General features: G+C 59.2%; 21 protein-coding genes and 2 pseudogenes. 9 read left to right on the top strand and 14 right to left on the bottom strand.

Annotated features, from left to right (window positions below):
* Positions 1-91 precede the first annotated feature (91 nt).
* From SBC1_RS14080 to SBC1_RS14035, 10 genes are all read right to left on the bottom strand, one after another.
* A complete protein-coding gene (locus SBC1_RS14080) occupies positions 92-1087 on the bottom strand; it encodes a glycosyltransferase family 2 protein (protein ID WP_243830228.1) in 996 nt (331 codons plus the stop codon).
* Entirely contained in the window at positions 1084-1545 is a 462-nt protein-coding gene (locus SBC1_RS14075; RefSeq protein ID WP_165988217.1) for a GtrA family protein, read from the bottom strand. The genes SBC1_RS14080 and SBC1_RS14075 overlap by 4 nt, the downstream gene beginning before the upstream one ends.
* Entirely contained in the window at positions 1520-2449 is a 930-nt protein-coding gene (locus SBC1_RS14070; protein WP_165988215.1) for a transketolase family protein, read from the bottom strand. The genes SBC1_RS14075 and SBC1_RS14070 overlap by 26 nt, the downstream gene beginning before the upstream one ends.
* Positions 2446-3252 (bottom strand): transketolase, encoded by an 807-nt coding sequence (locus SBC1_RS14065; protein ID WP_165988213.1) that lies wholly within the window; start codon positions 3250-3252, stop codon positions 2446-2448. Before SBC1_RS14065 ends, SBC1_RS14070 begins: the two co-directional genes overlap by 4 nt.
* A complete protein-coding gene (locus SBC1_RS14060) occupies positions 3249-4298 on the bottom strand; it encodes an NAD(P)-dependent oxidoreductase (RefSeq protein ID WP_165988211.1) in 1050 nt (349 codons plus the stop codon). The genes SBC1_RS14065 and SBC1_RS14060 overlap by 4 nt, the downstream gene beginning before the upstream one ends.
* Before the next feature lie 10 nt (positions 4299-4308).
* Positions 4309-5625 carry a lipopolysaccharide biosynthesis protein RfbH gene (gene rfbH, locus SBC1_RS14055; RefSeq protein ID WP_165988209.1) on the bottom strand — a complete coding sequence of 439 codons (1317 nt, stop codon included), beginning with the start codon at positions 5623-5625 and terminating at the stop codon, positions 4309-4311.
* Positions 5626-5636: 11 nt separating this feature from the next.
* A complete protein-coding gene (gene rfbG, locus SBC1_RS14050) occupies positions 5637-6707 on the bottom strand; it encodes a CDP-glucose 4,6-dehydratase (protein ID WP_165988208.1) in 1071 nt (356 codons plus the stop codon).
* The gene (gene rfbF / locus SBC1_RS14045; protein WP_165988206.1) at positions 6707-7477 is read right to left on the bottom strand and encodes a glucose-1-phosphate cytidylyltransferase; all 771 of its coding nucleotides are present in this window, start codon (positions 7475-7477) and stop codon (positions 6707-6709) included. The genes rfbG and rfbF overlap by 1 nt, the downstream gene beginning before the upstream one ends.
* Positions 7478-7723: 246 nt before the next feature.
* Positions 7724-8851: a glycosyltransferase family 4 protein gene (locus SBC1_RS14040; protein WP_165988204.1), complete on the bottom strand. Its 1128-nt coding sequence runs from the start codon at positions 8849-8851 to the stop codon at positions 7724-7726.
* Positions 8852-8991: 140 nt separating this feature from the next.
* On the bottom strand, positions 8992-10443 hold the full coding sequence (locus SBC1_RS14035) for a mannose-1-phosphate guanylyltransferase/mannose-6-phosphate isomerase (RefSeq protein WP_165092405.1): 1452 nt from the start codon (positions 10441-10443) through the stop codon (positions 8992-8994).
* 541 nt (positions 10444-10984) lie between these two features.
* On the opposite strand from SBC1_RS14035, the gene SBC1_RS14030 reads away from it, so the two are divergent.
* From SBC1_RS14030 to SBC1_RS14010, 5 genes are all read left to right on the top strand, one after another.
* Positions 10985-12169: a glycosyltransferase family 1 protein gene (locus SBC1_RS14030; RefSeq protein WP_165988202.1), complete on the top strand. Its 1185-nt coding sequence runs from the start codon at positions 10985-10987 to the stop codon at positions 12167-12169.
* A 19-nt stretch (positions 12170-12188) separates the two neighbouring features.
* The gene (locus SBC1_RS14025; protein WP_165988200.1) at positions 12189-13130 is read left to right on the top strand and encodes an SDR family oxidoreductase; all 942 of its coding nucleotides are present in this window, start codon (positions 12189-12191) and stop codon (positions 13128-13130) included.
* Positions 13130-14146, top strand: a complete 1017-nt coding sequence (locus SBC1_RS14020) for a glycosyltransferase family 4 protein (protein WP_165988198.1) — start codon at positions 13130-13132, stop codon at positions 14144-14146. Before SBC1_RS14025 ends, SBC1_RS14020 begins: the two co-directional genes overlap by 1 nt.
* Complete coding sequence (locus SBC1_RS14015; RefSeq protein ID WP_165988196.1) at positions 14136-16007, top strand: nucleoside-diphosphate sugar epimerase/dehydratase; 1872 nt, start codon at positions 14136-14138, stop codon at positions 16005-16007. The genes SBC1_RS14020 and SBC1_RS14015 overlap by 11 nt, the downstream gene beginning before the upstream one ends.
* Positions 16008-16491: 484 nt before the next feature.
* A complete protein-coding gene (locus SBC1_RS14010; protein ID WP_165988194.1) occupies positions 16492-16686 on the top strand; it encodes a hypothetical protein in 195 nt (64 codons plus the stop codon).
* A gap of 170 nt (positions 16687-16856) precedes the next feature.
* Here the strand turns inward: SBC1_RS14010 and SBC1_RS14005 are convergent.
* Positions 16857-17112: pseudogene (locus SBC1_RS14005) on the bottom strand (IS5/IS1182 family transposase); the annotation flags it as partial.
* Positions 17113-17351: 239 nt separating this feature from the next.
* A complete protein-coding gene (locus tag SBC1_RS14000) occupies positions 17352-18305 on the bottom strand; it encodes a GNAT family N-acetyltransferase (protein ID WP_165988192.1) in 954 nt (317 codons plus the stop codon).
* Between the two features lie 574 nt (positions 18306-18879).
* Here SBC1_RS14000 and SBC1_RS40585 point away from each other — a divergent pair.
* The 4 genes and pseudogenes from SBC1_RS40585 to SBC1_RS13985 form a co-directional block, all read left to right on the top strand.
* A pseudogene (locus SBC1_RS40585) lies at positions 18880-19302 on the top strand (glutamine--fructose-6-phosphate aminotransferase); the annotation flags it as partial.
* Between the two features lie 495 nt (positions 19303-19797).
* Complete coding sequence (locus tag SBC1_RS13995; protein ID WP_243830227.1) at positions 19798-20712, top strand: right-handed parallel beta-helix repeat-containing protein; 915 nt, start codon at positions 19798-19800, stop codon at positions 20710-20712.
* Positions 20713-20881: 169 nt separating this feature from the next.
* On the top strand, positions 20882-21973 hold the full coding sequence (locus tag SBC1_RS13990; protein ID WP_165988190.1) for an SDR family oxidoreductase: 1092 nt from the start codon (positions 20882-20884) through the stop codon (positions 21971-21973).
* A gap of 108 nt (positions 21974-22081) precedes the next feature.
* Complete coding sequence (locus SBC1_RS13985; protein WP_165988188.1) at positions 22082-23266, top strand: glycosyltransferase family 4 protein; 1185 nt, start codon at positions 22082-22084, stop codon at positions 23264-23266.
* A gap of 382 nt (positions 23267-23648) precedes the next feature.
* Here SBC1_RS13985 and SBC1_RS13980 read toward each other — a convergent pair whose 3' ends face one another.
* Complete coding sequence (locus tag SBC1_RS13980; RefSeq protein ID WP_165988187.1) at positions 23649-24905, bottom strand: hypothetical protein; 1257 nt, start codon at positions 24903-24905, stop codon at positions 23649-23651.
* Positions 24906-25555: 650 nt separating this feature from the next.
* Positions 25556-25768, bottom strand: a complete 213-nt coding sequence (locus SBC1_RS13975) for a hypothetical protein (RefSeq protein WP_165988185.1) — start codon at positions 25766-25768, stop codon at positions 25556-25558.
* Positions 25769-25880 lie beyond the last annotated feature (112 nt).

Here is a 25880-nt window from a genome sequence, read left to right as displayed (position 1 = left end):
AAATGGGAGAGGGGATCGTTTAACGCGATCCCCTCTCGAACTCGAACAACCTAGCGATCACCTACGAGGCAGGAAAAGCCGTTTGTTTTGGCTACGCGGTAGGCGAGGTCGAATCGGCAACGGTCACAGCCGGATGCACAAAAGACGCTGCACCCCCCCCCCCCACAATCCGCTCCCTTTCCACCACCAGCGGCCGCTTTTGCGCATAAGTCAAAATCGCGCCCACGTATTCGCCCAGCAGCCCAATAAAAAACAACTGGACCGATGAAAAGAAGAACAATCCGATCAACAACGGCGCGCTTCCCATGACGAAGCTGTTCCAGTACAGCAGCTTCAAAATCATATAGACCACGGACACGCACAAACTCACACCTGACAAGAAAAATCCGGCGATAGTCGCCAGCCGCAACGGCACTTTCGAATGCGATGTAATGCCCAGCATCGCAATGTCGTAGAGCGTATAGAAATTATTCTTCGATATCCCTCGCTTACGCCGCGGCTGCACGTAAGGGATCTGAATCGCGTCAAACCCGATCTCACAGATCAGGCCGCGGAAGTAGGGATACGGATCGTCGATCTGCCGGATGATCTCGATCACCTTGCGGTCGTAGAGTCCGAAGCCCGTGAAGTTCTGGATCAGCTTGACGTTCGCGATCCGCGTGACCATCCGGTAATACGCACGGCGAATAGCAAAGAACAATGCGGATTCCTTGGCCTCAGGTTTCACACCCACAACAATGGGTGCCCCTTCCAGCCAGTTGCGGACAAAGTCGCGCATCAACTCGGGCGGATCCTGAAGATCGGCCACCAGCAGGATCACGGCGTCACCTTTAGCCTGCAACAATCCATGCACCGGCGATTTGATATGCCCAAAGTTGCGGGCATTCACAATCACGCTGACGTTCGGATCGGTCGCGGCAATCCCGCGAAGAATGCTGACGGTTTTATCGTAGGACGCGTTGTCGATGAACAAGTGGTCGTACGTGACTTCCGGAATGGTCGCGAAAATCCGCTTCGTCTCGGTGTACACCGCCTCGACATTTTCTTCTTCATTGAAACAGGGGGTAACGACCGTTATATGCTTCATGGCAGATTGAAAACAAACCGACGATTAAGGATGAAAGCGAGGCCGGCAAGGGGAATCAGCATGATGCCGTTCGCCACGTACACGTTTAGGCCAGAGCTCAACAATAGCTTCACACCACCGAGGTTGATCAGGTAGATCAGGCAATACACACCAACGAAGCGCCAGAAGCGCGATCGCGGCGCGCCGCCAAACACAAGGCGCCCAACGCTCTGGAAATTAAACAACACGCCGCCGATGGTCGCCAGCGCAATCGCGAGCGGATACTTCATTCCAAACCACGTGAAGACGGCGAACAGCGCATAACCGAAGACGGTGTTAATCCCGCCGACCACCAGAAAGCGCAGCAACTGGTACCACGTGTTGACGCGCGGCTCGGGAGCCGCGGCAAGTGCAATAGGATCGTCCACGATAGGCTGCCCGTTGACCGCCTCTTCAGTCCTGGAGTTGGACAGTGGCATTCAATGCCTCCCTGATCTGGCGGTCCACGGCCTCGGACGACAAGCCGTGACTTTCCATCAGGAAAGAATAATTGCCGCAGAGCGAGCTGAACTGATCCTGGATACCGACGCGCACAAAGGTGCCGAGGTACTGACCCATCAGCGTTTCAGCCACCACGCCGCCGAGTCCACCATAAATGGAATGCTCCTCGAACGTGACGATCGCTTCGCGCCCTTTCGCCAGTTCACGCAATGACCTTGCGGGGAACGGCTTGAGGCAGGGCGCTGAAACAACGTCGGCATTGCCTAACGCTTCGGCGGCTTTTTGAGCCATTTTCAAGCCGGAGCCTGTACCGATGAAAAGATACGGCGCACCGGTGTTTGTCACGGGAATCAGGTCGCCGTGACTCCAGCCTTCAATAGGACCACGATGCACGTCGCCCAGATCGGCCTTGCCCATGCGCATATACGCCGGTCCCGGATTCCGCACGATATGCTCGGCACACGCCGTCAGTTCGAAGCGATCGCCAGGGGAGTAGATGGAGATTTGCGGCACGCCACGCAGCGCGGCAATGTCTTCGGTACTCTGGTGGCTCGTGCCCAGTTGGGCGTACACCACGCCGGCGCCGTCGCCAATGAAGGTGACCGGCAGATTCTCGTAACACACGTCGATCTTGATCTGCTCGAGCACACGAATGGGCACGAAGGCGGCGAGTCCGTACACGACCGGTTTGAAGCCGGCCTTCGCCAGCCCGGCCGCGACTCCCACCATGTTCTGCTCGGCAATGCCGCAATTGATGTACTGGTCCGGGCAGGACTTCCTGAATGCATCGAAGAGGGCATAGCCATGATCGCCCGTCAGCAATAACACCTTCGGGTCTTTCTTCGCGGCCGCAACCAGCGCGTTAGAAAATGCGTCTCTCATGCGCGCTCTCCCAGTTCCGTAATGGCGGCTTCGTAGGTCTGCGGATTAAGCCGCGTGTAGTGCCAGATGTTGTCGTGTTCCATGAATGACACGCCCTTGCCCTTGACCGTCTTTGCGATCAGCGCCTTCGGCTTGCCATTCTTGCTGGACTTGAAATCCCGATACGCACTATCAATCGCCGCTTCATCATGACCATCGATACTGACCGCCTCGAAATCGAACGCCCTGAACTTGGCTTCAATATCGCCGAGGCTGATCACTTCGTCGGTCGTACCCATCGCCTGGAAGCCGTTCACGTCAACGATAACAACCAGGTTGTCGAGCTTGAATTGCGCTGCGAACAGCGAGGCTTCCCAGATCGTGCCTTCGTTCAGTTCGCCGTCGCCCACCAGCGCGTAGCACATTTGCTCCGTCTTGTTCATCTTCGCGCCGAGCGCAAGCCCAACACCAACCGAGAGGCCATGCCCAAGCGAACCGGCCGTGACTTCTACGCCAGGCACGTGCGCATCGGCCAAGCCCTTCAGGCGCGTACCGTTGCCGAAGTAGGTGTGCATCTCTTCATCGCTCAGCCAGCCGATCTCATGCAGGCAGGCGTATTGCGCCATCACGCCGTGCCCCTTGCTCAGCACCATGTAGTCACGGTGCGCCGCATGTGGGTCCTTGGCGTCGAAGTTGAGGTGATTGCGATAAAGCACCGCGAGCAGTTCCACAATCGAAAATGCACAGCCGATGTGAACGGTCGACCCGGCGAACGCCATGTCGAGAATGGTCTTGCGAACGCGGACTGCGTCGAATTTTTTCATGCCGTGACCGCTGAGCGGTTCCAGTTGATCGTCTTGGACAGAGCCAGTTCCAAAGGAGTGAATTCGTCGACATCAAGCGCGTGTCGCGCCTTCGACGTATCCGGTACGTAACGCGGAGCGGGGCCATTGCCGGCCTTCGCTGCTGGTGCCGCGGGCAGTGTCGAGCCGCATTGGCCTTCCACCATCCGTGCGAGATCGATGATCGAAATTTCGCGTTCGGAGCCGACGTTATACGCGGTGCCACTTTCACCGCGAACCAGCATGCGCAGGAGCCAGACGCACGCGTCTGCCATGTACAGATAGCTCCGCAGCGGGCGCCCGTCGCCGCTGATGCCAATCTGTTTTCCCGCCAGCGCATCGCGGATGAAATTGCCCGCGGCGAAGGGACCGTCCAACGGAATGGCCGGTCCAAGCAACGCGTAGATCCGCGCGATGCCCACGTGCATGCTGCTGTTTTGCTGCGCGTAGGCGGAGGCCAGCCATTCGGACGCACGCTTGCTCTCGCCATAGGCGCTTGCCATCTTCAACGGGTCGGGCGCACCTGAGAACGTTTCAGGCGTACGCGCGAGCGTGGCTGGCTGTACGCCGTACACAGCACCGCTCGACGTCAGCAGAAACCGCGATGCACCATTCACTTGCGCGAAATCCAACACGCGACGCGTACCGGTCACACCGGTATCGAACACGCGCAATGCATCGCCTGCACGGGCAAGATCGGCAACGTCCGTTGCAGCATGAATGCAGGCGTCAATAGCCTGACGCGCCGCTTCGAAACTCGCGACATCGCCTTGAATGAGCTTCATGCCGGGCACTGCAAACAGATGCGGCGCATAACTGATGGCTTTCTGCGGATCGCGGCTCAGCGCAACGGTTTCAATCTTGCTGCCCAGCACGCGATTGGCGTGCTGCACGACTTCAAGCAGCCATGAGCCAATAAAGCCCGTACCGCCGGAGATGAACAGCCGCGCCCCTTGAAGGGCGGACCAGACATCGGCGGTACGCTCGACGACAAAATCCAGGTCGTCTTGAGGCAGCGGCTTGCGCATAAATCCCGCTTTAGAAGTTCACGCCGAGGAAGGTCTCGAGCTTCTCAACGACGAAGTCGAGCATTTCGCGGGAGAGCCCCGGATACACACCGACCCAGAACGTCTGATTCATGATGATGTCGGTGTTTGTCAGTTCGCCACTCACGCGATAGTTACGTCCGATCATGTACGGCTGGCGTGTGAGGTTGCCAGCGAACAGCAGGCGCGTGCCGATCTTGTTCTGATCGAGGTACGCAAGCAGATCCACGCGACGGAAATCGGCTTCAGGCTTGAGCGTGATCGGGAAACCAAACCACGACGGGTCCGAATTCGGCGTTGCGTGCGGCAAGATCAAGAATTCCTTGCAGCTTTGAAGCTTGTCATGCAGGTAGGCGAAGTTGTCGCGACGCGCTTGCACGAAGCCTTCCACCCGATCCATCTGCGCGAGTCCGCAGGCTGCCTGCATGTCGGTGATCTTCAGGTTGTAGCCAAGATGCGAGTACGTGTACTTGTGATCGTAGCCTTCGGGCAGGTTGCCGAGCTTCCAGCAGAAACGCTTGCCGCACGTGTTGTCCTTGCCCGGCGCGCAGTAGCAATCGCGGCCCCAGTCACGGAACGATTCAGCAATCAGCTTGAGCTCGGGGTTGTTCGTGAACACCGCGCCGCCTTCGCCCATCGTGATGTGGTGCGCCGGATAGAAACTGATCGTACCGATATCGCCAAAGGTGCCAACGAGCTTGCCGTCGTAAGTTGCGCCCAACGCGTCGCAGCAATCTTCGATCAACCACAGGTTGTACTTCTTGCACAACGCGACGATCGTCTCGAGGTTGTACGGATTGCCAAGCGTATGCGCGAGCATGATCGCTTTCGTCTTCGGCGAGATGGCCGCTTCAATCTGGGTCGCATCGATGTTGTACGTGCCAAGCTCCACATCGACAAAAACCGGAACCGCGCCAAATTGAAGGATCGGGTTGACGGTTGTCGGGAAGCCTGCAGCCACGCCGATCACTTCGTCGCCCGGACGGATGGCGCGGTCGCCGAGTCGCGGCGAGGTCAGCGTAGAAAACGCGACCAAGTTCGCCGACGAACCGGAGTTCACCGTAATCAGATATCGCACGCCGATGAACGCGGCGAGCTTCTTCTCGAACTCGTCGTTGAAACGACCGGTCGTGAGCCATGCATCGAGGGACGCGTGGACCATCGCTTCCATCTCGGGCGCCCCGACTACCTTGCCCGCAGGCGGAACGACGGATGTGCCAGGTTCGAAGGCAACGGGTTGCGAAGCGATCTCGCCGTACTGCCGGACGAGCTGGATGATTTGTTCGCGAATCTGATCTTTAGTTGTCATGGTGGGGTTCATCAAATTTGGGTGTATTGGTCGATCTGGGCCAACGTGACGGCCTTCACGTCTTCGTTGCGAGCCGCTGCCTTGTACCAGGCCACGATCGAGTCGAGGGTATGGTTCAGGTCCCAGCGCGGCCGCCAACCAAGACGTGCGCGCGCCTTCGAGCAGTCCAGCTTGAGGAACGTCGCCTCGTGCGGATGCTCGCCGCCGTCGAGACTCCATCGCGCACCGTCGCCCCATTGGGACGTCAGTCGTTCAACGATCGCCTGGACCGGTTGCGCGTCGGAGTCGTTGGGGCCGAAGTTCCACGCGTCGGCGAAACGCGGGCCATCGGTGTAAAGCCTTTCAGCCAGAATCAGGTAACCGCTGAGCGGTTCAAGCACGTGCTGCCACGGACGAATGGCGTGCGGATTGCGAATGTTCACCGTTTCGCCGCGCGAGATCGCTCGCATGATGTCCGGAATCAACCGGTCAGCCGCCCAGTCGCCACCGCCGATCACATTGCCCGCCCGCCCGCTTGCCATGGCAACGCCGTGCTTCGCGTAAGTCGCAGGATTGAAGAACGAGTTCCGGTAAGCGGAGGTCACGAGTTCAGCACAGCCCTTGCTGCTGCTGTACGGGTCGTATCCGCCCATTGCCTCGTTCTCTCGGTATCCCCACTCCCACTCGCGATTTTCGTAGCACTTGTCCGTCGTAACAACGACGACTGACCGCACGCCCGGCACCTGCCGGATCGCGTCGAGCACGTGCACCGTGCCCATCACGTTCGTTTCGTAGGTTTCCACTGGGGTCACATACGATTCGCGCACTAGCGGTTGCGCCGCCATGTGGATCACGATGTCGGGACTGGCGGCCTTCATGGCTTCGGCCAGCAAAGCGCGATCCCGGATATCGCCGATGATGGATTCAATGCCGTCATCTACACGCCCGAGCGTGAACAGGTTGGGCGTGGTGTCCGGCGCAAGGGCGAAGCCCGTGACGCGGGCGCCAAGAGCTTGTAGCCACAGCGTCAGCCAACTGCCCTTGAAACCCGTATGGCCGGTAAGAAAGACCTTCTTGCCGTGCCAGAACGCTTGATCGACCATTACCACACCTTCCACGGTGCACGGCCGCTTTGCCAGAGCTCTTCAAGGTGCGTTTTGTCGCGGAGTGTGTCCATGGGTTGCCAGAACCCTTCATGTTCGAAGGCTGAAAGCTGACCACCTTCCGCAAGTTTCTCGAGCGGTTCGCGTTCCCAGATGCAGTCGTCGTCCGGAATCAGGTCGATTACCTTCGGGGACAGTACGAAAAACCCGCCGTTGATCATGCCGCCGTCGCCTTTCGGCTTTTCCTTGAACGACAGTACTTTATTGTCGTGCAGGTCCAACGCGCCGAAGCGTCCAGGCGGGAAGGTGGCGGAGAGGGTGGCGAGCGTCCCTTGCTGCTTGTGAAACTCAACCAGCGACGAAATGTTGATGTTGCTCACGCCGTCACCGTAGGTGAAGCAGAACGCTTCCTCGTCCTTGACGAAATCCTTGACGCGGCGCAGCCGTCCGCCGGTCATGGTGGACTCGCCAGTATCCACCAAGGTTACTTTCCACGGCTCGGCGTATTGCTGATGCACCTGCATCTCGTTCGTGCGCATGTCGAACGTGACGTCAGACGTATGAAGAAAGTAATTGGCGAAATACTCCTTGATCACGTAGCCCTTGTAGCCGCAGCAGATCACGAAGTCATTCACGCCGTAGGCTGAATAGATCTTCATGATGTGCCAAAGAATCGGTTTTCCACCAATTTCGATCATTGGCTTCGGACGATTGACGGTGTCCTCGGAAATCCGGGTTCCAAGTCCGCCTGCAAGAATTACAGCTTTCATTGAAATCCTGTTGAGTGCAGTGATTAAGTGGCAACGATCAGTCTGGCCGCCGCGTGTATTGGGAACCTTCGCGCGCGGCTTCCATGCATTGGGTTGGAAGCGATAAAACGCGCGTCTATGCGTTATCTACCGCATAGACGGATTCGGTAAGCTGTCGAAAGGAATTTGCGCATTATAGTGTATGGTTTTTGCGGTGACGATAGCCCGGGCGAATTCGCGGGCGGGCGTGGCGCCCGCTCAACGCCGTTAGCGAATGGATGACGCGACACTGGAGTCGACCAGCCGCCTGTACAAATCCACATAGGCGTCGACCATCTTGCCGGCTGTGAACATCGCTTCGAAGCGTTGCCGGCCGTTCTGCCCCAGTTTCGCGGCCAGGGCATCGTCCTCCCACAGCCGCCCCATCGCCCCGAGCAAAGCTCCCGGATCACTCGCCGGCACCACCAGCCCCGTCTCCCCATCTACGTTCACATACGATGTCCCGGTGCCGATTTCCGTCGATATCATCGGCTTCCCGAACATCGCCGCTTCCAGCAACGAGATCCCGAACGCCTCCGAGCGCAAATGCGACGGAAACGTCAGAGCATGACAGAGCGTGAGCAGGGCGATCTTGTCGTCGTCGCCTACCGGCCCGACAAAATCCACGTTGGTCAGCTTCAACCGTTCCGCCTGCGCCCGCAGTTCGCGCTCGACTGGTCCCGACCCGATGATCACCACCCGGAAATCCGTTCCCGGCAGTGCATCCAGCAGCACGTGCAGCCCCTTGTAATATCGGAGATTGCCGACGAACAAAAAAAACTTCGGCCCGGCGCGCTCACGCCAATATTGCAACTTCTCGGCAGTCGGCGCCGCATACGACGTCTCGTCGAGCCCGATTGGAATCACCTCGACCTTGTCGCGATACCGCTGCAACACGTCGCTCGTCTCCAGATAATTCGGGGACGTTGCCACGATCTTGTCGACGCTCGCGAGAAACCGATTGCGCAGCGGCTTATAGAACTGCAGCAACACCTTCTGCCGCACGATATCGGAGTGATACGTCACGATCGACGGCTTATGCACGCGCGTAACGAAGTGCACGACATCGGCAAACGGCCACGGGAAATGGTAGTGGATCAGATCGGCGTGTTCGGCGAGTTCGCGGAACCGTCCGAACGCCGAGAGCGAAAAGCCCGACGACGCAATTTCCACGTCCATCTTCGCGCGATGGTGTACGTGGTCCCCGAAGTCCACGGTGCTAGTGTCGTGGCTCACCGTGAGCACTTCACTCGTCACACCACGACGGGCCGCGCCGGAACAAATCTGGCTGATCAGTTCCTGAACGCCGCCCATTGTGTCCGGCTTATAAGTCTTATAGAAATGTAAAACGCGCATAGATCCCGTTGAAGGTGCTGGGCAAACGTGGCCGGGCGGCGATAAAGCGAGCGACGCCGCCGTTGCGAAGCCAGCATCAATCAAGAACCACCGCGCATTGATATCAGGCAGCGGTGGCTACCCGATTGCGCAAAAGACGATCAGGCCGGCACGCGCCCATAAACGTCCTCGAAGCGGACAATGTCGTCCTCACCAAGATACTCGCCGCACTGCACCTCGATCAGCACGAGATCCATCACGCCCGGATTGATAAGCCGATGCTTGTGGCCAGCGGGAATGTAAGTGGACTCGTTCGGCTGCAGCGAGATGATCTGCTCGCCATTGACAATGTCAGCGCACCCGCTCACCACGATCCAGTGCTCGCTGCGGTGATGGTGCATCTGCAACGAAAGTTGTGCGTTCGGCTTCACCACAATGCGCTTCATCTTGAAGCGATCGCCTTCTTCGAGCACGGTGTACGTGCCCCACGGGCGATGCACCGTTCGGTGGAGCCTGTACGCATCGTGATTGACCTTCTTGAGCTTGGCGACGATTTGCTTCACGTCCTGCGCCCGGTCACGCGATGCAATCAGCAGCGCGTCGGCGGTATCCACCACGATCAAATCTTGCACGCCCACGGCGCCAATCATGCGGCCGTCTTCGCTGCGGATAAAGCAGTTGTCGACTTCGTACAGCTCCGCCTCGCCATGGATGCGGTTGCCGCGTGCGTCGGGCGCGGTGAGTTCGCTGATGGACAGCCACGAGCCAATGTCGCTCCAGCCCATCTCGCACGGCACCACGTTGACGTTGTTGGAGCGCTCCATCACGGCATAGTCGATGGAAATGTCTTCAGCACGGGCAAATTGCGCGCCATCGAGCTCGACGGTGTAACCATCCTTCGATGTACTGCGCTTTGCATCGATAACGGCAGCAATAGCCGGTTCCAGCACGGTCGGCGCGTACTTCTCGAGTTCGGCGAGCATGGTCTCGGCGGTGAAGCAGAACATGCCTGCATTCCACAGATGCCGACCGTCGGCAACGAGTTCTTCAGCCACGGACAACTGCGGCTTTTCGACGAACTGCACGACCTTGTGCACGGCATCCGCGCCGGGCAGCGGCTTGCTTTCGAATTCGATGTAGCCATAGCCCGTCTCGGGCTTCGTCGGGCGGATGCCGAACGTGACAATCCGGCCTTCCTGCGCCGCACGCGCCGCGTGCTGGACGGCGGCGCCGAACGCGGCTTCGTCTTCCACGAGCTGGTCTGCGGGCATGACGAGCATGATCGCGTCTGCGCCATGCTGCTGACGCACGACTTCCGCCGCCACGCCGATCGCCGCAGCGGTATTGCGCGCGGACGGTTCGAGGATGAAACCCAGCTGGCCGACGTCCGAGTCGGCTTCAACGCATTCGTCTTTCGTCAGGAAATACGTTTCGCGGTTCGTAACGATGACCACTTCATTGGCGCTCGCCACATGCGAAGCACGCAGAAACGTCTTTTGCAGCAGGCTCTGCCCATCGGCCAGTTTCAACAGCGGCTTAGGGAAGGCTTCGCGGGACACCGGCCACAGGCGGGTACCTGCGCCCCCACAAATAATGACGGGAATGATGTTCATTGAACGGCTCGAAAATGGCTGAATTGTGGCAGCGAAGCGGCGATTTTAGCGGATTTCGAGACGCTGGTGCCCTGTTTCGGAACATCTCGTTACCGATGTTGCAGCAATCGAACCGGCTACGACTCGCCGCCAGCCAAAGGTTTTGATATCGTATGCAGGCAACTTCTATCGCTTGCTGCATAAGGTTCGCGAAGAGCCAGTGTGTTAAATTTCGTGGTTGCGTCCGGGGTACGAAAAGCACACCTAGTCGCTGCGGAGACAGGGTCTCAGCAGGGTCTCAGGCAGGAAAATCTGTCCAATCGATCAGGAAAATAGGATAGATGCATTGGGCACGTTCATGTCATCAGGACAGGCGTGTCGTCCGTTTGGTGGACATGAGCGGGCCATGAGTGGGGCCATAACGACCGAGCCCCAAGCGGTTTCATCCCGGCGGTAAGAGCTTGAAACATATTCGCATGCAACGGTCGATGACGGGCTATTCCGCCATCGCAGACCTCCTTTTGTTTTTTGTTTGTTCACTACGTCAACTAAACACTAACGCATGAAATTGCTCTTCGATCTCAACTCACTTCGTCCACCGAGGAGCGGCGTCGGCTATTACACGCAGCATCTGCTGGAAGGATTGCACGATGAGCCGGATGTGCAGGGGCTGGCGGGCTGGGTGGGCGCGGAGCGTTTCGAAGGCGAGCGCCTGCTCGCGCTGATCAATCAACACGTGGCGTTGCGCAAGGGCGTGCAGTTCAGCGAGGGTATTGCGGCCAAGGTGCTTCAGAAGGCGCGCAGCCTGCCGGGGCTGTATCGCGGAAGGACAATTGCGCGGGCCATCAAGTCGCGTGAAGTGCGTGACGATTTCGCGCGCCGCGGGTATGTGTATCACGAGACAAACTTCGTGGCCTCGAGGTACAAAGGCCCGACGGTCGTGACCATTCACGACCTGTCGCATCGGCGGCATCCAGAGTTTCATCCGCGCGTGGCGGTGGAATATCTCGACCGCGAGTTGCCAAAAACGTTGCGGCAAGCGCAGGTCGTGATCGCGGACAGTCACTACACGAAGAACGATATCGTCGATATCTACGGCGTGCCCGAATCCAAGGTCGTCACCATTCATCTGGGCGTTGAAGCGGCGTTTCAGCCGTACTCGGCGGAATCATGCGCCGAGGCGCTCGCCAATCTCGGCCTGAAGCATCGCGGATTCGTGCTGTCCGTCTGCACGCTGCAGCCGCGCAAGAATCTGCAGCGGCTGGTCGAAGCATTCGCGCGGCTGCCCGCGGAGATGCGCAGCGCCTTTCCGCTCGTGCTGATCGGCGCGGATGGCTGGAAGAATTCCGCCCTCATGCGCGTGATCGAACCGCTCGCGCGTGATGGTCAGGTGGTGGTGCCCGGCTATGTGCCACGGGAAAATTTACTGAGGCTGTATGCATCGGCGGCATTGTTTGCCTATCCGTCGTTGTTCGAAGGCTTCGGCTTGCCCGTTGCAGAAGCCATGGCGAGCGGCGTGGCCGTGCTGACGTCGAATCTGACTTCGTTGCCGGAAGTGTCGGCAGGGGCGGCGTGGGAGGTGGACCCTTATTCCATCGATGACATCGCGGCCGGCATGGAGCGCCTGATCGGCGATCCGGCTCTGCGCGACGAACTCATCGCCAAGGGTTTGCTGCGCGCCGCCGATCTCACCTGGGACGCGACCGTCGCCCAGACGTGCGCGGTTTATCGCGGATTGTCGGCATGAAGCTGCGGAGATCGCTGTCATGCGAGTAATCGTCACAGGGGCCAACGGTTTTGTGGGGCGCGCGACTTGCGCGGCGCTCTGCGATGCGGGTCACGACGTGACCGCACTCGTGCGTCGGCCAGGCGGCTGTGAGCCGCGCGTGCACGAACGAGTAATCGCCGACGATAACTTCGCAAGTCTCGCCGCTTTGCCTGCTGCGGACGTACTGATTCATCTTGCCGCGCGTGTTCACGTGATGCGGGACAGCGCTGGGGACCCGCTCGGCGAGTATCGCGCGGTCAATGTGCAGGGCTCGCTCAACGTGGCGCGCGCCGCGTTGCGCGCGGGTGTGACGCGGCTGGTTTTTATAAGCAGCATCAAGGCGTTGGGCGAGAGCGAGCCGGGCCGGCCATGGCGCGAGGACGATGCGCCGGCGCCCGCGGATCCTTACGGCATTACGAAGCTCGAAGCCGAACGGGCGCTTGAGTGCTTCGGCCGCGAGCAAGGTATGGAGATTGTCGTGCTCCGTCCGCCGCTGGTCTATGGCCCGGGAGTACGAGCGAACTTCGAGCAATTGATGCGAGCCGTGGAGCGCGGTATCCCTTTGCCGCTTGGTGCTATCAGTGTCCGTCGCAGCATGGTCTACGTGGGTAATCTCGCCGATGCCATCCGGTTCGTGGCAACGCGCACCGAGCCGACCAGCGGAGTGTTCCATGTTACCGACGGCGACGATCTCAGCGTCGCGCAGATGATCCGGGCACTGGCCCAGGCCTTTGATAAACCCGCGCGGCTTCTGGCGGTACCCGCTTCATGGTTGCGTGCAGCGGGCGCGCTGACGGGGCGCACGGCCCAGGTCGACCGATTGACAAGCCCGCTGCGCATGGACAGCACGCGCCTGCGGACGGACCTCGGCTGGACGCCGCCCATAACGGTGGCCGAAGGCATCGCGCGGACGGTGCGTGCATTCCAGGAGGCGCGCTGATGGTACTGCTGACGCCCATGCCCATGCTGTTGTTCTTCGCTGCTGGAATCGCTTGCGGTGTGTGCGCGGGGATTTTGCTGCTGCTATTGCGTACAGGCTGGGCCTGGGATATAGCAGTCGATATCCCGAACCATCGGTCGTTGCACGTGCGCCCGGTGCCGCGCGTGGGCGGCTGGGGGGTCATGCCAGCCACGTTGCTCGCCGTTGCATTGTGCGTGCCATCCTTTGGCTGGATCGCGCTCGGAGCATTGCTGCTGTCCGTGGTGTCCCAAATCGATGACCGGCGGGGCTTGCCGGCCCGCGTGCGCTTCGCCGCGCATCTGATCGTGGTGGCTGGGGCCATTGCGTGGAGCTCCGTGAGCATTACCTGGTGGCTTGCGCTGCTTGCCGTCGTGGCGCTCGTCTGGGTGGTCAATCTTTACAATTTCATGGACGGCTCCGACGGTCTCGCGGGCGGCATGGCTGTGTTTGGTTTCGGTTTTTACGCCGTTGCAGCGCTGATTTCGCAGCCGTCGCTTGCAGTGGCTGCGGCGGCGGTAGCTGGCGCAGCACTTGGCTTCTTGATTTTTAACCACCATCCGGCCAAGATATTCCTCGGCGACGCCGGTTCGATCCCGCTTGGTTTCCTGGCTGGGGCGCTGGGCTTCTGGGGTTGGCAGCACAGCGTCTGGCCGATCTGGTTCCCCGCGCTGGTGTTTGCGCCTTTCGTGGCCGACGCCACCGTGACCCTTGCGCGCCGTCTCGCGCGGGGGGAGAAAGTGTGGCTGGCGCATCGCGAGCATTATTATCAGCGTTTGGTGAGACTGACTGAAAGCCACGTCCGCGTGGCTGTGGCGTATTACTTGCTCATGTTGGGCAGCGGTTGCGTAGCGCTCTTAGCACTTTGCGTGCCGCTCATGGCCCAATGGGCCCTGTTCGGGGCGTGGTACGTTGTTCTGGCCTTGGTTGGCTGGCAGATCGACCGCCGTTGGCGGCAATTCATCCTCACTCAAGGTAACGATAACGATGCGAATTAAGCCTTCGTGGCTCTCGATCGCGGCATTCGGTTTTGACCTCATGGCGGTCGCGGTGGCGTGGCTCGCCGCGTATACGCTGCGCTTCAATGGCTCGGTTCCTGACGATTTCTGGCACGGCGGCATCAACGCTCTGGTGTGGGTCGTAGTGATCTACGGTCTGATGTTCCGTATCTTCGGGCTGTATCGCGGCATGTGGGTGTTTGCAAGCCTGCCTGACCTGATGCGGATCTCCAAGGCGGTCGCCAGCGGCGCGCTGATCGTGATGATCGGTGCGGCCATGCTCCAGCCTTCTCCCATCATTCCCCGCTCTGTGTTGATCGTGTCGCCGTTGCTGCTGTTCATGGTGACGGGCGGCTCGCGCGCGCTTTACCGTGCAATCAAGGAGTTTTACCTGTACGGCGGCTTGATAGGCAAGGGCAAGCCGGTGATCGTGCTCGGCGCGGGTACGGCGGGCGCGAATCTCGTGCGCGAGCTGGCGCGCTCCAGTGAATGGCGTTTGGTGGGTCTGCTCGACGACGACCCCGCTAAACGCGGTCGTGAAATCTTGGGCCACAAGGTACTGGGATCGATCAGCGAGCTGCCGTTGTGGGCGGAACAACTCAAGGCCGATACGGCGATCATCGCGATTCCGTCGGCGTCGGTAGATGCGCAGCGGCGTGTGGCTACCATGTGCGTTCGCGCAGGCGTTAAGGCCATGGTGTTGCCAGCGCTTACCGTGCTCACACAGGGGCAGGCATTCCTCTCACGGGTTCGCCAGATCGACCTGGAAGACTTGCTCGGCCGCGAGCCCGTGAAGATCGACATGCCGCACGTCGAGGCGCTGCTGCATGGGCGCGTGGTGATGGTCACGGGTGCAGGCGGCTCGATCGGTTCGGAATTGTGCAGGCAGATCCTGCGCTTCTCGCCGGCGCAACTCGTGGCCTACGACCTGAGCGAATACGCGATGTATTTGCTCATCGAAGAATTGCATGAGCGGTTCCCGGATCTGTCAGTGATCCCGGTGATCGGCGATGCCAAGGATTCGCTGCTTCTCGATCAGACCATGTCGCGCTTTGCGCCGCATATTGTGTTTCACGCTGCGGCGTATAAACACGTGCCTTTGATGGAAGAGCAGAACGCATGGGCGGCAGTGCGCAACAACGTGCTGGGTACCTTGCGCGTGGCGCGCGCGGCGATCCGTCATCAGGTGAGCCATTTCGTACTGATCTCCACCGATAAAGCCGTCAACCCGACCAACGTGATGGGCGCAAGCAAACGCCTGGCCGAGATGGCCTGCCAGGCGTTGCAGCAGACCGCGCCGCGCACGCAGTTCGAGACGGTGAGATTTGGTAATGTGCTGGGCAGCGCGGGCAGCGTGATCCCGAAGTTCCAGCAGCAGATTGCGAAGGGCGGTCCGGTAACGGTCACGCATCCGGAGATCACGCGGTTCTTCATGACGATCCCCGAAGCTGCGCAACTGGTGTTGCAAGCGTCGAGCATGGGCCGTGGCGGCGAGATCTTTATCCTGGATATGGGTGAGCCGGTGAGAATCGTGGATCTGGCGCGCGATCTGATTCGCTTGTACGGATTCTCGGAGGAGCAGATCCGGATCGTGTTCACGGGCTTGCGGCCGGGTGAAAAGCTGTACGAGGAATTGCTTGCCGACGACGAAACGACCACACGCACGCCGCATCCGAAGCTGCGGATCGCACAGGCGCGCGAAGTGCCGAATCACTTCCTCGATGAATTGCTGCCATGGCTGATGCAGCATCGCGTATTGGCAGATGACGAAGTGCGACGTGACCTGCGCCGCTGGGTGCCGGAGTATCAGACGACTATGACGCCAGCGTTGACGAGTGTGCAGTCGGCTCGAATCGGTTGAGGGTTACTCAACAGTTAATGTCTCACGACTGCTTGTTGGGAGGAGCGACCGCAAGGATGCCCGCTGTACCGGAGCTCGCTTCGTAGCGCGTGTGACTTCGCAAGCAGGTTGGCGGTGCAGGAGATCCGCACCGCTCTTTTCCCGCATGCACGCCCCAATAGAGACAGTTCATAAACGAACTGTACGGGTCTAATTTGCGCGGCTAGTTCGTAGCAGGACAATCCCGGAATCGAAGAGGCAAGCGATGAAACACATGGCGCCTTCGACTTGACGTCGGCCTCACGTTGGGAGCGGCAAAGACAGTCTGAGAGCAAGGTTTTCCCGACGTTTGAGGTTGAATAGGCGATGAGATTGTCACGGACGAATGATCGAATGACGCGTTGGTAAGGTCAGATAAGACAAATCGATATAAAAGTGAGCGACAACGCGCACACCGAAAATTAAACTCACCTTAGGATTTAACAAACGTCCGGGGGTGGCGAAAATGGGTCAACGCGAAGATTTTCAGACCGAGCGATCGCTTGCTGAGCGCAGCGAACGCAAGCCGATAGCATGGCGCTATATGCTCGGCGACGGGAAGTGGCGCTATCAGCTCGAGTGGTCTAACGGCGCTGTCATGCATCCGGTCTACGAATTGACACCCGAGGATGCGGAGGCCCTAAACAAGACTTATCGGTGATTTGCGCATACAGAACGCGGCGCTATTCTCGATTGAGCTGAATTGACGCCATGAGCATCGGCACGCATCCACCGGATCATTAGTACAACAGTTCACGGTAGATAAATTGCGAATCCGCCCTCGCTAGCGCTTGCTTCGCTAGGTATCAGCCGAAGCCTTCCGAAATTGTGCTTTAGGTAGATTACCTTCGATATCACTTCCCGCTTCACGCTCGACGCCTTGATTACGCCAGCGCGTTCGGCAGCATCAATCGTCGCCTCCAGCAGCTCTTCAACGCCCGCCTCACCGAGGTGCTTGCGCCAGCGCGTCAAGCTCGACGGATCATTCAGTGGCTGCGTTTGCAGGAACGTCTCGCCAGTGAAGACCTGTCAGTAGCGATTCACGACCCCGTTACCGCACGACTTCTTCGTCGGACAGGTCGAAGGCATCGAATCTCGTGATGGAGCAAGGCTGACCGGCTGCTCGCTTAGGCGCTTTGTCGAGGTGCAGTGAACCATTCGTCTATATACGAAACTACCGCAGCGCGATTGTTGCGAAGTACTGGTACCGGCACCACGAACCTTGGAGCATTCAGTTGGTCTAGTGCGCCCGTAAAACTCGCGTTCACGACCTCCCTATTTACGAAGGATCAGAAGAGCATGCACGCTGCGAGCAACGGCATCCGGCTATTCTGCAGGTGAGCTCTTCTCCGCAGGTGAGCTCTTCTCCGCAGGTGTGCCCTTCTCTGCAGGTGTGCTTTTCTTCGCGCCAACACTTCGAGCAGCCTTCGCAACCTCGCGCGAACTGGCGCGCAGGGCGCGACCGAGCGCAAAATCGCCCCGCATTTGTTCGAATGTATAGCGCCGAACGAGATGTCCGCCGAAGCCTGCGAGGAATTGGAGAATGCCCGCTGTCGAGACGCCGTCGAAGTCAAGTTCGAGCGTACGTTCGCGGGCGACTTTGATCGCCTGCCAGACAAGTAGAGCTACCGCGCCGCTGTGCGCGGTGGCTGTACGCGTCGTCAAAAAATAGTAGACGTTTGTCTTGTCCCAAACGAGCGCGGTCGCGGCATTGAGTGAGCCATCATGGTCGAACGTACCGAGCAGCATGCCGGCATTATGGCGCACGACCTCGGTCAGCAACCGCCGCATGATCGTTGAGCCGTAGACGTTATCGAGCTTACGGGTGGCAAGGTTGGAATCATAGAAGTCGACAAATTCCTCGACGCCCGCGATCTCGCGCACCACGAATCGCTCAGCGGAGCGCCGGACGCGGTTGCGCGTATTCCAGCGAAGTCCGCGCCAGGCGGTGGCCTCGTCCGTGCCCGGGGGCAATTTGAGCGTGAACCCCACCGAGACTTGGAAGCCGTGCAGCGAGAAAGCGGCTGCTTCGGCTTCCGACACAAGCGGGTGCGCGATCTGATGAAAGTGCGCGCACTTGGGTAGTTGAGCGATCAACTCGCGCGTGACTTCCAGACGATGATTCCACTCGGGGTTCCCCGCATCGGCGGGCTGCGGCTTGATGACCGGGCCGAGGGTTCGGGTGAGCGGTGGCAATGTCGATATGCGCCAGAAGCCCTTTTTGGTAAGCGTGTAGGGCATCTCGCCGACGATCTGGTCGCCGGTCTTCACGACGGCCATGTGCCAATCCTCACCAGCGGTCGCGTTCAGCCACCACGGTTCGTGGAAGACCGAGCGTTCCGTAAGCCCAATGGATGCAGGCAGAACGTTTGGTGATTTCGGGGGTTCTTCGAGAGCCGGCTTGCGTGTTCGCGGTTTGAGCGGACCAGGAACTGTTACCACGGGAATCTTCTCTGTGTTCATGACGCTCGATTCCTCTCACGTTGTCCCCACCGACGCCAGAGGTTAGAAGAATAAGCGACCGCGCGACCGTGCGGCAGCGAACATTGCAAGGAAGAAGGCAGGCGGCGTTGCCAAACTGCAATCTTCTTTGACGGGGCTGAGGGGAGGGGGAGGGGTGAGGGTCAAGGAGGGGCAAGTACGGCCCGCTCGGGCGTCCTGGCAGGCTAACGGAACACAGATCACTCAACTTCTGAAGCAGGGAACGAGACGGGGCTAGAGAAGCCAGGGAGCGATCAAGGAGAAATCGAGCAACGGTTCGATATTTATGCTCGCATTACATATGTTGGCGACCGCACGAAAGGCCCAGCTTTCCTATAGGTTCCAGACTATTCGGCGAGTAGCCTAGGTCGAGATTCAACAGGACGGTCGCGTCCCGGGTCAGCGCTGGCTCGAAGGGCTGCGCCGGTTGAAATATCGCGGTTACGACCTGTTAGGCGTGGCCGTGATTGCTGCCGGCCGCCCGAGACGCGCCTGCAGCGTCTATCGTGTCGCCGATCTGGCCAGTCAGGGTCGGGAGACCGGTCTGCAGGGGCAATCCGGGATCGCGCACATGCGCCAGGCAACACACGAAGCACCTGTGACCGCAATGCGCATCCGATTTTCTCGAGCAACAAGTAGCACTCGTGCATAGCGCCGTTATCGAGAACGACGAGTCGCCGCGTGAGATGCTTGCGCGGCAAGGGCTACGAGTTCTTCTCGCAGACTGATGCGGAGGCAATCGCGCATTTTGATCGGCCGCATATATCAAGGCGATCTGTTCCGACCCGTTTGCGAGCGGTCCCAGGTGGGTACCCACGAGCCTATTTGCTCTCGATTTTCACGGCGGAACGAAGCCATCTATTGTCGGCCCGACGGCCTTTAATAGTAGATGGTTTCAGGTCATACGAAACTTCGCATTCCTTCATATAGGGTAGGACCTGATATTTGTCGTCTGGCTTATTGATCGATAGTTATCTCTCTTTTCGAGGTAAGCCGTCGAAACTCGCCGGTGTTAATAGCGACGCCTGGTCTGATCAGGACCATTCGTTTGACTTCGACTGACGTGAGCTCAAGGTGGTTTCTGAATATGCGTGTAATAGAACCGCAGTGTCGTCTTGGCTGGTCGGCCATGAGCGGAAAGCCGGCATCCGCGCAAGAGCACGCGGCGAGTGAGATGCCCCGCTCGTGGGCCCGACGGCGCTTGATACAAGTGCTTCCCGTGCTTGCGGCGGCGTCGACTGGAGCAGCGCAACCAGCGTACGCTTCCAGTCCAGCCCGCAACGCCGTTCTCATGGACAAAGCGTTCGGTGTAAAGGGGGATGGACGTAGCAACGATCGCTCGAGCCTGCAGGCGGCGATTGACCAGTCGCTCGGCCAGACGTTGATGATCACCGGCGATTGCCGGATCGACGCAGTCGGCCTCGCATTGCGAAGCGGCAGTCGGGTGCGCTTTGCGCCGGGCGCGTCGATCAAACTTCTGCCGCACAACGCGTCCTTCTATCAGATCATGCGCATCTGGGATGTGCGGGACGTGATACTCGAAGGCGCGACGCTCGACGGCAGCAGGGAACTGAACGCGGCGCCGAACGACCCCCACAATGGCGGGTATGGAATGGGGATTTCCATTGCGGGAAGCTCGAACATCACGCTCATTTCACCCACCACGACCGGATGCTGGGGCGACGGCATTTATATAGCTAACAGTTATTCGAGCAAGAGCACGTGGCCAAGCGACATCCGCGTGCTCGATCACCGGGCCTCGCGTTGCCGCCGACAGGGCGTGTCAATCATCAGCGGTGCGAATATCGTCTTCGAGCGCCCGGTCTGGGAGAGTATTGGTGGAACGTTGCCGTCCGCAGGACTCGATATCGAGCCCAATAATAACTTGGATATTCTTCACGACATTCGAATTGAAAGCCCGACAACCCGCAACTGTCGCACCGGAATTCTGATGTACCTGCAGATGCTTGCCGGGCCGAAGCCGCAGTACGTCCAGATCAAGATAACGGACCATCGGGACGAAGCCTCAGCGTTCGCGCCACTCGATATCTCGGGACTCGAACTTAAAGGCGCCGTCGTGAAGGGACGCATCGTGATCGATTCATCGAAGTGGGTGAGTCCTCGACTTTCGACGCTAAGAAGTGAAGACTACGATCGCGTGCATGGCCCGCAGATAATTGTGAGCAATCAGCGCATCATACCTTGACCCCGAAGCGGGAATAAGCGTGGCGATATGGCGGAAAAATTCTAGAGCTGTCCGAGATACCAGGGGCCCGCGATTCGTCGCGCAGGCGAATCCAAAAGGGTTGTGTGTCTTCGCGCACATACCGTCCGCGACCGCGGTTGATAGCGTTTCTATAGGTAGGAGGACATTGATGTCAAATCGCTACGATCGCGTTCGCCTTGAACTCGCTGCGGCTCCGCATACATGGCTCGTGACAGGCGTCGCGGGCTTTATTGGCTCGAATCTGCTCGAGGCGCTGCTCAAGCTAGACCAGCGCGTGGTCGGGTTGGACAACTTCGCGACCGGTCACCGGCGCAACCTCGACGAAGTGCGCTCGCTCGTCAACGCCGCGCAATGGCAGCGTTTTAGATTCATAGAAGGCGATATCCGCAAACTCGCGGATTGCGCGGCCGCGGTGAAGCAAGTTGACCATGTGCTTCACGAGGCTGCGCTCGGCTCGGTGCCGCGTTCGGTTCAGGATCCTATCGCAACCCACGAAGTCAATATCAGCGGCTTTCTCAACATGCTGGTGGCCGCGCGCGACGCCCAGGTCAAAAGCTTTACCTACGCGGCGTCGAGCTCTACTTACGGTGATCACCCCGGCTTGCCGAAAGTGGAAGACCGCATTGGTCAGCCGCTGTCGCCGTATGCGGTGACCAAGTATGCAAATGAGTTGTACGCGTCGGTTTTCGCACGCAACTATGGCTTGCGCACGATCGGCCTGCGCTATTTCAACGTATTTGGCCAGCGTCAGGACCCGGACGGCGCATATGCCGCCGTGATTCCCCGCTGGACGGCGGCGCTGATCAACGGCGACGAAGTCGTCATCAACGGCGATGGCGAGACAAGCCGCGACTTCTGTTTTGTCGACAATGCGGTTCAGGCGAATCTGCTCGCCGCCCTTGCCGACGACGCGAGCCGCGATCAGGTGTACAACGTGGCGGTCGGCAACCGCACGACACTCAATCAGCTATACGGCTACCTGAAAGCGGCACTCGCTGATCATGGCGTTGCATTGCGCGACCATCGGCCCGTGTATGGCCCGAATCGCCCAGGCGATATCCGGCATTCGCAGGCCAATGTTGACAAGGCGCAACGGCTGCTCGGCTATGAACGCAGGATAACGCTTGAGCAGGGGCTCGGAGTGGCCATGCCTTGGTACGTGCGCTTCGTCGCGGACAGTACCCGCTTCGGCGACGACGCTCGCGTCCTGTCCGCGGCCGTACGCGCGGAGGGGAGTTAAGCGCGTGATCCCCCAACTCGGCACGTCGCTGAAGCACGCAACGACATTGATCCGCACCATTTTCTATGCCGGCGGATGGGCGGCGGGCAAGCCAAGGACAGTGGAGATATGAATATCGTCCTGCTGGTGAGTTCGATGGGCACTGGCGGTGCGGAACGCGTGGCGTCTACGCTTGTCAACGCATGGGCGAAACGGGAGGAAACCGTTACCCTCGTGGTGACGTACAGCGGCCGCGGCAGTTGCTTCTATCCGCTTGCTGATAATGTCCGGTTGATCTATCTCGCCGATCTCACCGGCCAAAACAGGCGCGGGCTGCGCGGCTACGTGGCGCGTTTCGTCGCGTTGCGTGCGTTTATTCGCGGCCACCGGCCGGATGTCGTCATCTCCTTTCTGACGAACGTTAACGTCACGGCAATCCTGGCGACTCGCGGGATGCACGTGCCGGTGATTGCATGCGAACACAACGATCCGTCGGCCGATAAACGCTCCCGTTTCTGGCGAATGGCTTGCCGTTATGTGTACCCGCATGCGAGTCTGGTGACCGTGCTGACGGAAAACGTCGTGCTGCCGCTCAGACGCATGGTGCCGCATATGTCACGCCTGGCCGTGATGCCCAATCCGTTACCCGACGAGCTTTTTGAACAGCAGTGCGTGCGCGGGCCGGCGGATGCCCGCAAGCGTCTGATTTCGGTTGGCCGCCTGCACGAGCAGAAACAGTACGACGTTCTGATCACTGCTTTCGCGGCACTTGCTGAAGCGTATGCCCAATGGGACCTGTGGATCTGGGGCGACGGTCCAGAGCGCGCGAAGCTGGCGGCGCAGATAGAAGGCGCCGGCTTGAAGAACCGTGTCTTCCTGCCTGGCAAGACTGCCTCGCCATGGGCTGAAATGGCGGCTGCGGACGTCTTCGTGCTGTCGTCGCGCTTTGAAGGCTTACCGATGGCCTTGATGGAAGCGATGGGGCTTGGCGTCGCCTCAATCGCCTTTGATTGCCGCAGCGGCCCACGAGAGTTGATGCGCGACGGAAGCGACGGACTTCTGATACCGGCGGGCGACGTGGACGCCATGGTTCGAGGCTTGCGCGAACTCATCGCCAATGCGGCGTTGCGCTCCGAACTCGGCAGCAAGGCAGCGCATTCAATCCGCGAACGCTATTCGGTGCAGGCGGTGCTCACGCATTGGGAAGAGCTGTTCGAGCGGGTCGGGGCCCGCGCGGTCCGCCCGTCACATGACATCCTGACGCGGCCGGCCACCCCAGCGAGCAGAACAGGACAGCCATGCGGTCGAAGCTGAACCATCGCTATTCGGCCGTTGCAAGCAGCGGATGCGTCAACGAGGAGCCGACATGCGTAAAGTCATTGTTTTCGCCTAAACCAACGGGTTAGCGACGCGATGGCATGCGAAGTACCGTGCGTCGCCACGGACCTGGAAGACGCCGAGCTACTCAAGGTGCGACAGGATGTGTCGTGCCGCCGGAAAATGCGCGCGCACGGACCCTTTGATCGCGATGCTTAGCCTCTCCCGCGGCGAGCGGGCCACCTTGGGACAGGCAGCAAGAAGCCGTATTCAGCGCCAGTTTTCGGTGGAACACAGTTGGCGGCATGACGAAGAGACCTGCGCACAGACCCTGGTGGAGCGCCCGAAGACCGGTTGAGCGCGCTCGCACAAACAGTTGCTATTCATCGCCACCCGGTTCGCCAACCGGCTTGCGAAGCATCGGCGGGGTAAGCGCCGTCCCGGCTCGCCGTGCGACCGGCACGTGCGTGGGAAGACGCATCAGCAAAGGCAGCAGCCCAAGAAAGATGACTGGTTCGGAATATGAAAGCTTCAGGCTCATGATAAGCGCGAAAAATAGCACATGCGGTATGTCCTTGCGAATCCTGAGGAACATCCAGGCAGGAATCAGCAGCCCGACCATCCCAAAGCGCACCACGAAGTACTGAAGCAGACCTGCGTCATTAAGCGACGCTATCTGCATCCCCCCGTTCGGATTGGCCAAGTGATATAGCGGCGCTTCCAGCGTGAAAGGCCCGTAGCCGAGCATCCAATCCCAGCCCGTGCGAAAGCTGTAGACGTAGTCAAGCAACTGAAGACGGATAGCCGATGTTTCGTCCATCTTCATAGCGAAGCTGTCGAAATAAGTCAGCATGACTGAAGGCAAAGCCAATAACGCAAGCAGGCACACGCCCACGGTTAGAACCCGCACCGACTTCCTTTGGGTGGTCACGAGGACGGCGAGCAGCAGCACGACACACTGAACCGTGGCCGCTGTCGACTGAGTGATCAGCATGGCGAAGAGCGTTAGAAAGACGGGCAGGGCGTGCGGCTCACGCTGTTGCGCCCGGCTGAGCAGTACATAACCGACGGTCATGGTGGCGACCACTGCGCTGAACGTCGAAGGCTCAACGAAGAGACCGGTAGGGCGGTAGGCGAAAACAGGATTCAGGTTTTCGTAGTTGTGAAATCGCGAAGGCTCACCCGTGACCGGTTCGACAAAATCGATATAACTCTTAGTGACAATGAGACACGCGGTTTGCGCAAACAAAATCAGGTCGTTGAACACCAGTAAAGCCGCCAGCACAAGCGTCAGTTCACTCAGTCGCTTGAGGACGAGCGAGCAGAGACACGCCACGAAGACCGTCACGAGTACAAGAAAAAGATAATTGTTGAATGCGGACTTTTCCAGTTCAGGGGCTCCGTTTGGCGCTGGAAAGAACAGGTAATAGAGAAAGCACGCGGTGATGACAATGAGTGCCGACAGCACCCGCAAGACATTTACTCGATCGAACAGCGTCTTCCGCGTGTCGGGCATGCAAAGACAGTACGCGCCGACCAGCAGGGTGCCGGCCATCTGAACATAGGCACCGTGACTCGCCAGTGTCGAGAGCAATAGCGCGACAAACAGGAAGCTGAATCGAAGAAAATTTGTCATGAGCAGTCTCGTGTGCACATGCCGCCTGGTGATTAGCGGGTTTGAGGTGGGCTCGACCTCGAAGTGCTTCACGAGATAACCCGCCGAAGCCGTCAGGTCTCGGCAAATCCCAGGTTTCCACCCGTTGGGGCCTCTAGCCAGCACGGCTCACCGAAAATCGAATGCGCGCTGGAGACGGCAGCGATTTTCCCCACGGGCTCCGCGTGACGCTTACGCGTCGTATCGCCTTTTGAGACGGGCGGGAGGGGGTAAATCGAAAGCGTTCGTTACCGGTACGATTCGAAGCATTCTGTCTGTCGGTCTGCGAAAAGCGTCGCGGATTAAATCAACCTCGCCTGATCTTGGCGTTACGAAGCGCAGTGCAGCAGCAGGCCCACGGTGCAGCTTCCTGCACGCCGCGTTGGTGCACCGTTCGCGATCGCACATACCAAAGTATTCCGCCTCAATCACCAGGCAGGAGCCGCAGATTTATCCAGGCGATTCGGGAGCGAGTGCGGAAGATTGCAAGGAAGGAGTAAAGCGCTTCGAACTATGCGTGATAAAACCAATATGCGGCAGAGCACGGGAGAACGGGCAGGTCCAGCGCTAGACAGAGGAATGAAAGCGAAACAATGTGGCGCCCATGGCGTTACAGCGCGCGGTGCTCACGGCTAACGATCGGGCTTTTTGAAAGTGAAGGCTCTTTCGCGGGGCGCGCGGGAGTTAGGCCGCACCTTGGAGCTACGTTTTACAAGGAATCTGCGACCTGGCTTGTGGATCCTTTTTTTCTCTCGACGCAAGAAAACTACATCCAGCACAGCTATTAGTGCCAGCGCCACAACACCAAGAAAAATCACCGTGCCGATGACATTAAGCAATTTCATCTGCCGATCCTCGTGTGGAAACACGACCTGTGCATCTGGTTCGCGTCTGGCCGGTGCCCGTCAAGTCATCTGCATCGATCATACAAAAGCGAATATACGTATTTATCTTAGC

The organism is Caballeronia sp. SBC1 (assembly GCF_011493005.1).
Classification (GTDB): Bacteria; Pseudomonadota; Gammaproteobacteria; order Burkholderiales; family Burkholderiaceae; genus Caballeronia.
The sequence above is the reverse complement of the archived record's forward strand: the minus strand, read 5'-3'. Positions and strand labels throughout refer to the sequence as shown.

What these genes read in the sequence shown, in the direction of transcription:
- SBC1_RS14015 (WP_165988196.1), top strand. Translation starts at nt 14,136, where the DNA reads ATGCGAATTAAGCCTTCGTGGCTCTCGATCGCGGCATTCGGTTTTGAC.
- SBC1_RS13995 (WP_243830227.1), top strand. Translation starts at nt 19,798, where the DNA reads ATGGACAAAGCGTTCGGTGTAAAGGGGGATGGACGTAGCAACGATCGC.
- SBC1_RS14065 (WP_165988213.1), bottom strand. Translation starts at nt 3,252, where the DNA reads ATGAAAAAATTCGACGCAGTCCGCGTTCGCAAGACCATTCTCGACATG.
- SBC1_RS13985 (WP_165988188.1), top strand. Translation starts at nt 22,082, where the DNA reads ATGAATATCGTCCTGCTGGTGAGTTCGATGGGCACTGGCGGTGCGGAA.
- SBC1_RS13990 (WP_165988190.1), top strand. Translation starts at nt 20,882, where the DNA reads ATGTCAAATCGCTACGATCGCGTTCGCCTTGAACTCGCTGCGGCTCCG.
- SBC1_RS14000 (WP_165988192.1), bottom strand. Translation starts at nt 18,305, where the DNA reads ATGGCCGTCGTGAAGACCGGCGACCAGATCGTCGGCGAGATGCCCTAC.
- SBC1_RS14035 (WP_165092405.1), bottom strand. Translation starts at nt 10,443, where the DNA reads ATGAACATCATTCCCGTCATTATTTGTGGGGGCGCAGGTACCCGCCTG.
- SBC1_RS14070 (WP_165988215.1), bottom strand. Translation starts at nt 2,449, where the DNA reads ATGAGAGACGCATTTTCTAACGCGCTGGTTGCGGCCGCGAAGAAAGAC.
- rfbG (WP_165988208.1), bottom strand. Translation starts at nt 6,707, where the DNA reads ATGGTCGATCAAGCGTTCTGGCACGGCAAGAAGGTCTTTCTTACCGGC.
- SBC1_RS14020 (WP_165988198.1), top strand. Translation starts at nt 13,130, where the DNA reads ATGGTACTGCTGACGCCCATGCCCATGCTGTTGTTCTTCGCTGCTGGA.
- SBC1_RS14040 (WP_165988204.1), bottom strand. Translation starts at nt 8,851, where the DNA reads ATGCGCGTTTTACATTTCTATAAGACTTATAAGCCGGACACAATGGGC.
- SBC1_RS14010 (WP_165988194.1), top strand. Translation starts at nt 16,492, where the DNA reads ATGGGTCAACGCGAAGATTTTCAGACCGAGCGATCGCTTGCTGAGCGC.
- SBC1_RS14030 (WP_165988202.1), top strand. Translation starts at nt 10,985, where the DNA reads ATGAAATTGCTCTTCGATCTCAACTCACTTCGTCCACCGAGGAGCGGC.
- SBC1_RS14025 (WP_165988200.1), top strand. Translation starts at nt 12,189, where the DNA reads ATGCGAGTAATCGTCACAGGGGCCAACGGTTTTGTGGGGCGCGCGACT.
- rfbF (WP_165988206.1), bottom strand. Translation starts at nt 7,477, where the DNA reads ATGAAAGCTGTAATTCTTGCAGGCGGACTTGGAACCCGGATTTCCGAG.
- SBC1_RS14075 (WP_165988217.1), bottom strand. Translation starts at nt 1,545, where the DNA reads ATGCCACTGTCCAACTCCAGGACTGAAGAGGCGGTCAACGGGCAGCCT.
- SBC1_RS13980 (WP_165988187.1), bottom strand. Translation starts at nt 24,905, where the DNA reads ATGACAAATTTTCTTCGATTCAGCTTCCTGTTTGTCGCGCTATTGCTC.
- SBC1_RS13975 (WP_165988185.1), bottom strand. Translation starts at nt 25,768, where the DNA reads ATGAAATTGCTTAATGTCATCGGCACGGTGATTTTTCTTGGTGTTGTG.
- SBC1_RS14080 (WP_243830228.1), bottom strand. Translation starts at nt 1,087, where the DNA reads ATGAAGCATATAACGGTCGTTACCCCCTGTTTCAATGAAGAAGAAAAT.
- rfbH (WP_165988209.1), bottom strand. Translation starts at nt 5,625, where the DNA reads ATGACAACTAAAGATCAGATTCGCGAACAAATCATCCAGCTCGTCCGG.
- SBC1_RS14060 (WP_165988211.1), bottom strand. Translation starts at nt 4,298, where the DNA reads ATGCGCAAGCCGCTGCCTCAAGACGACCTGGATTTTGTCGTCGAGCGT.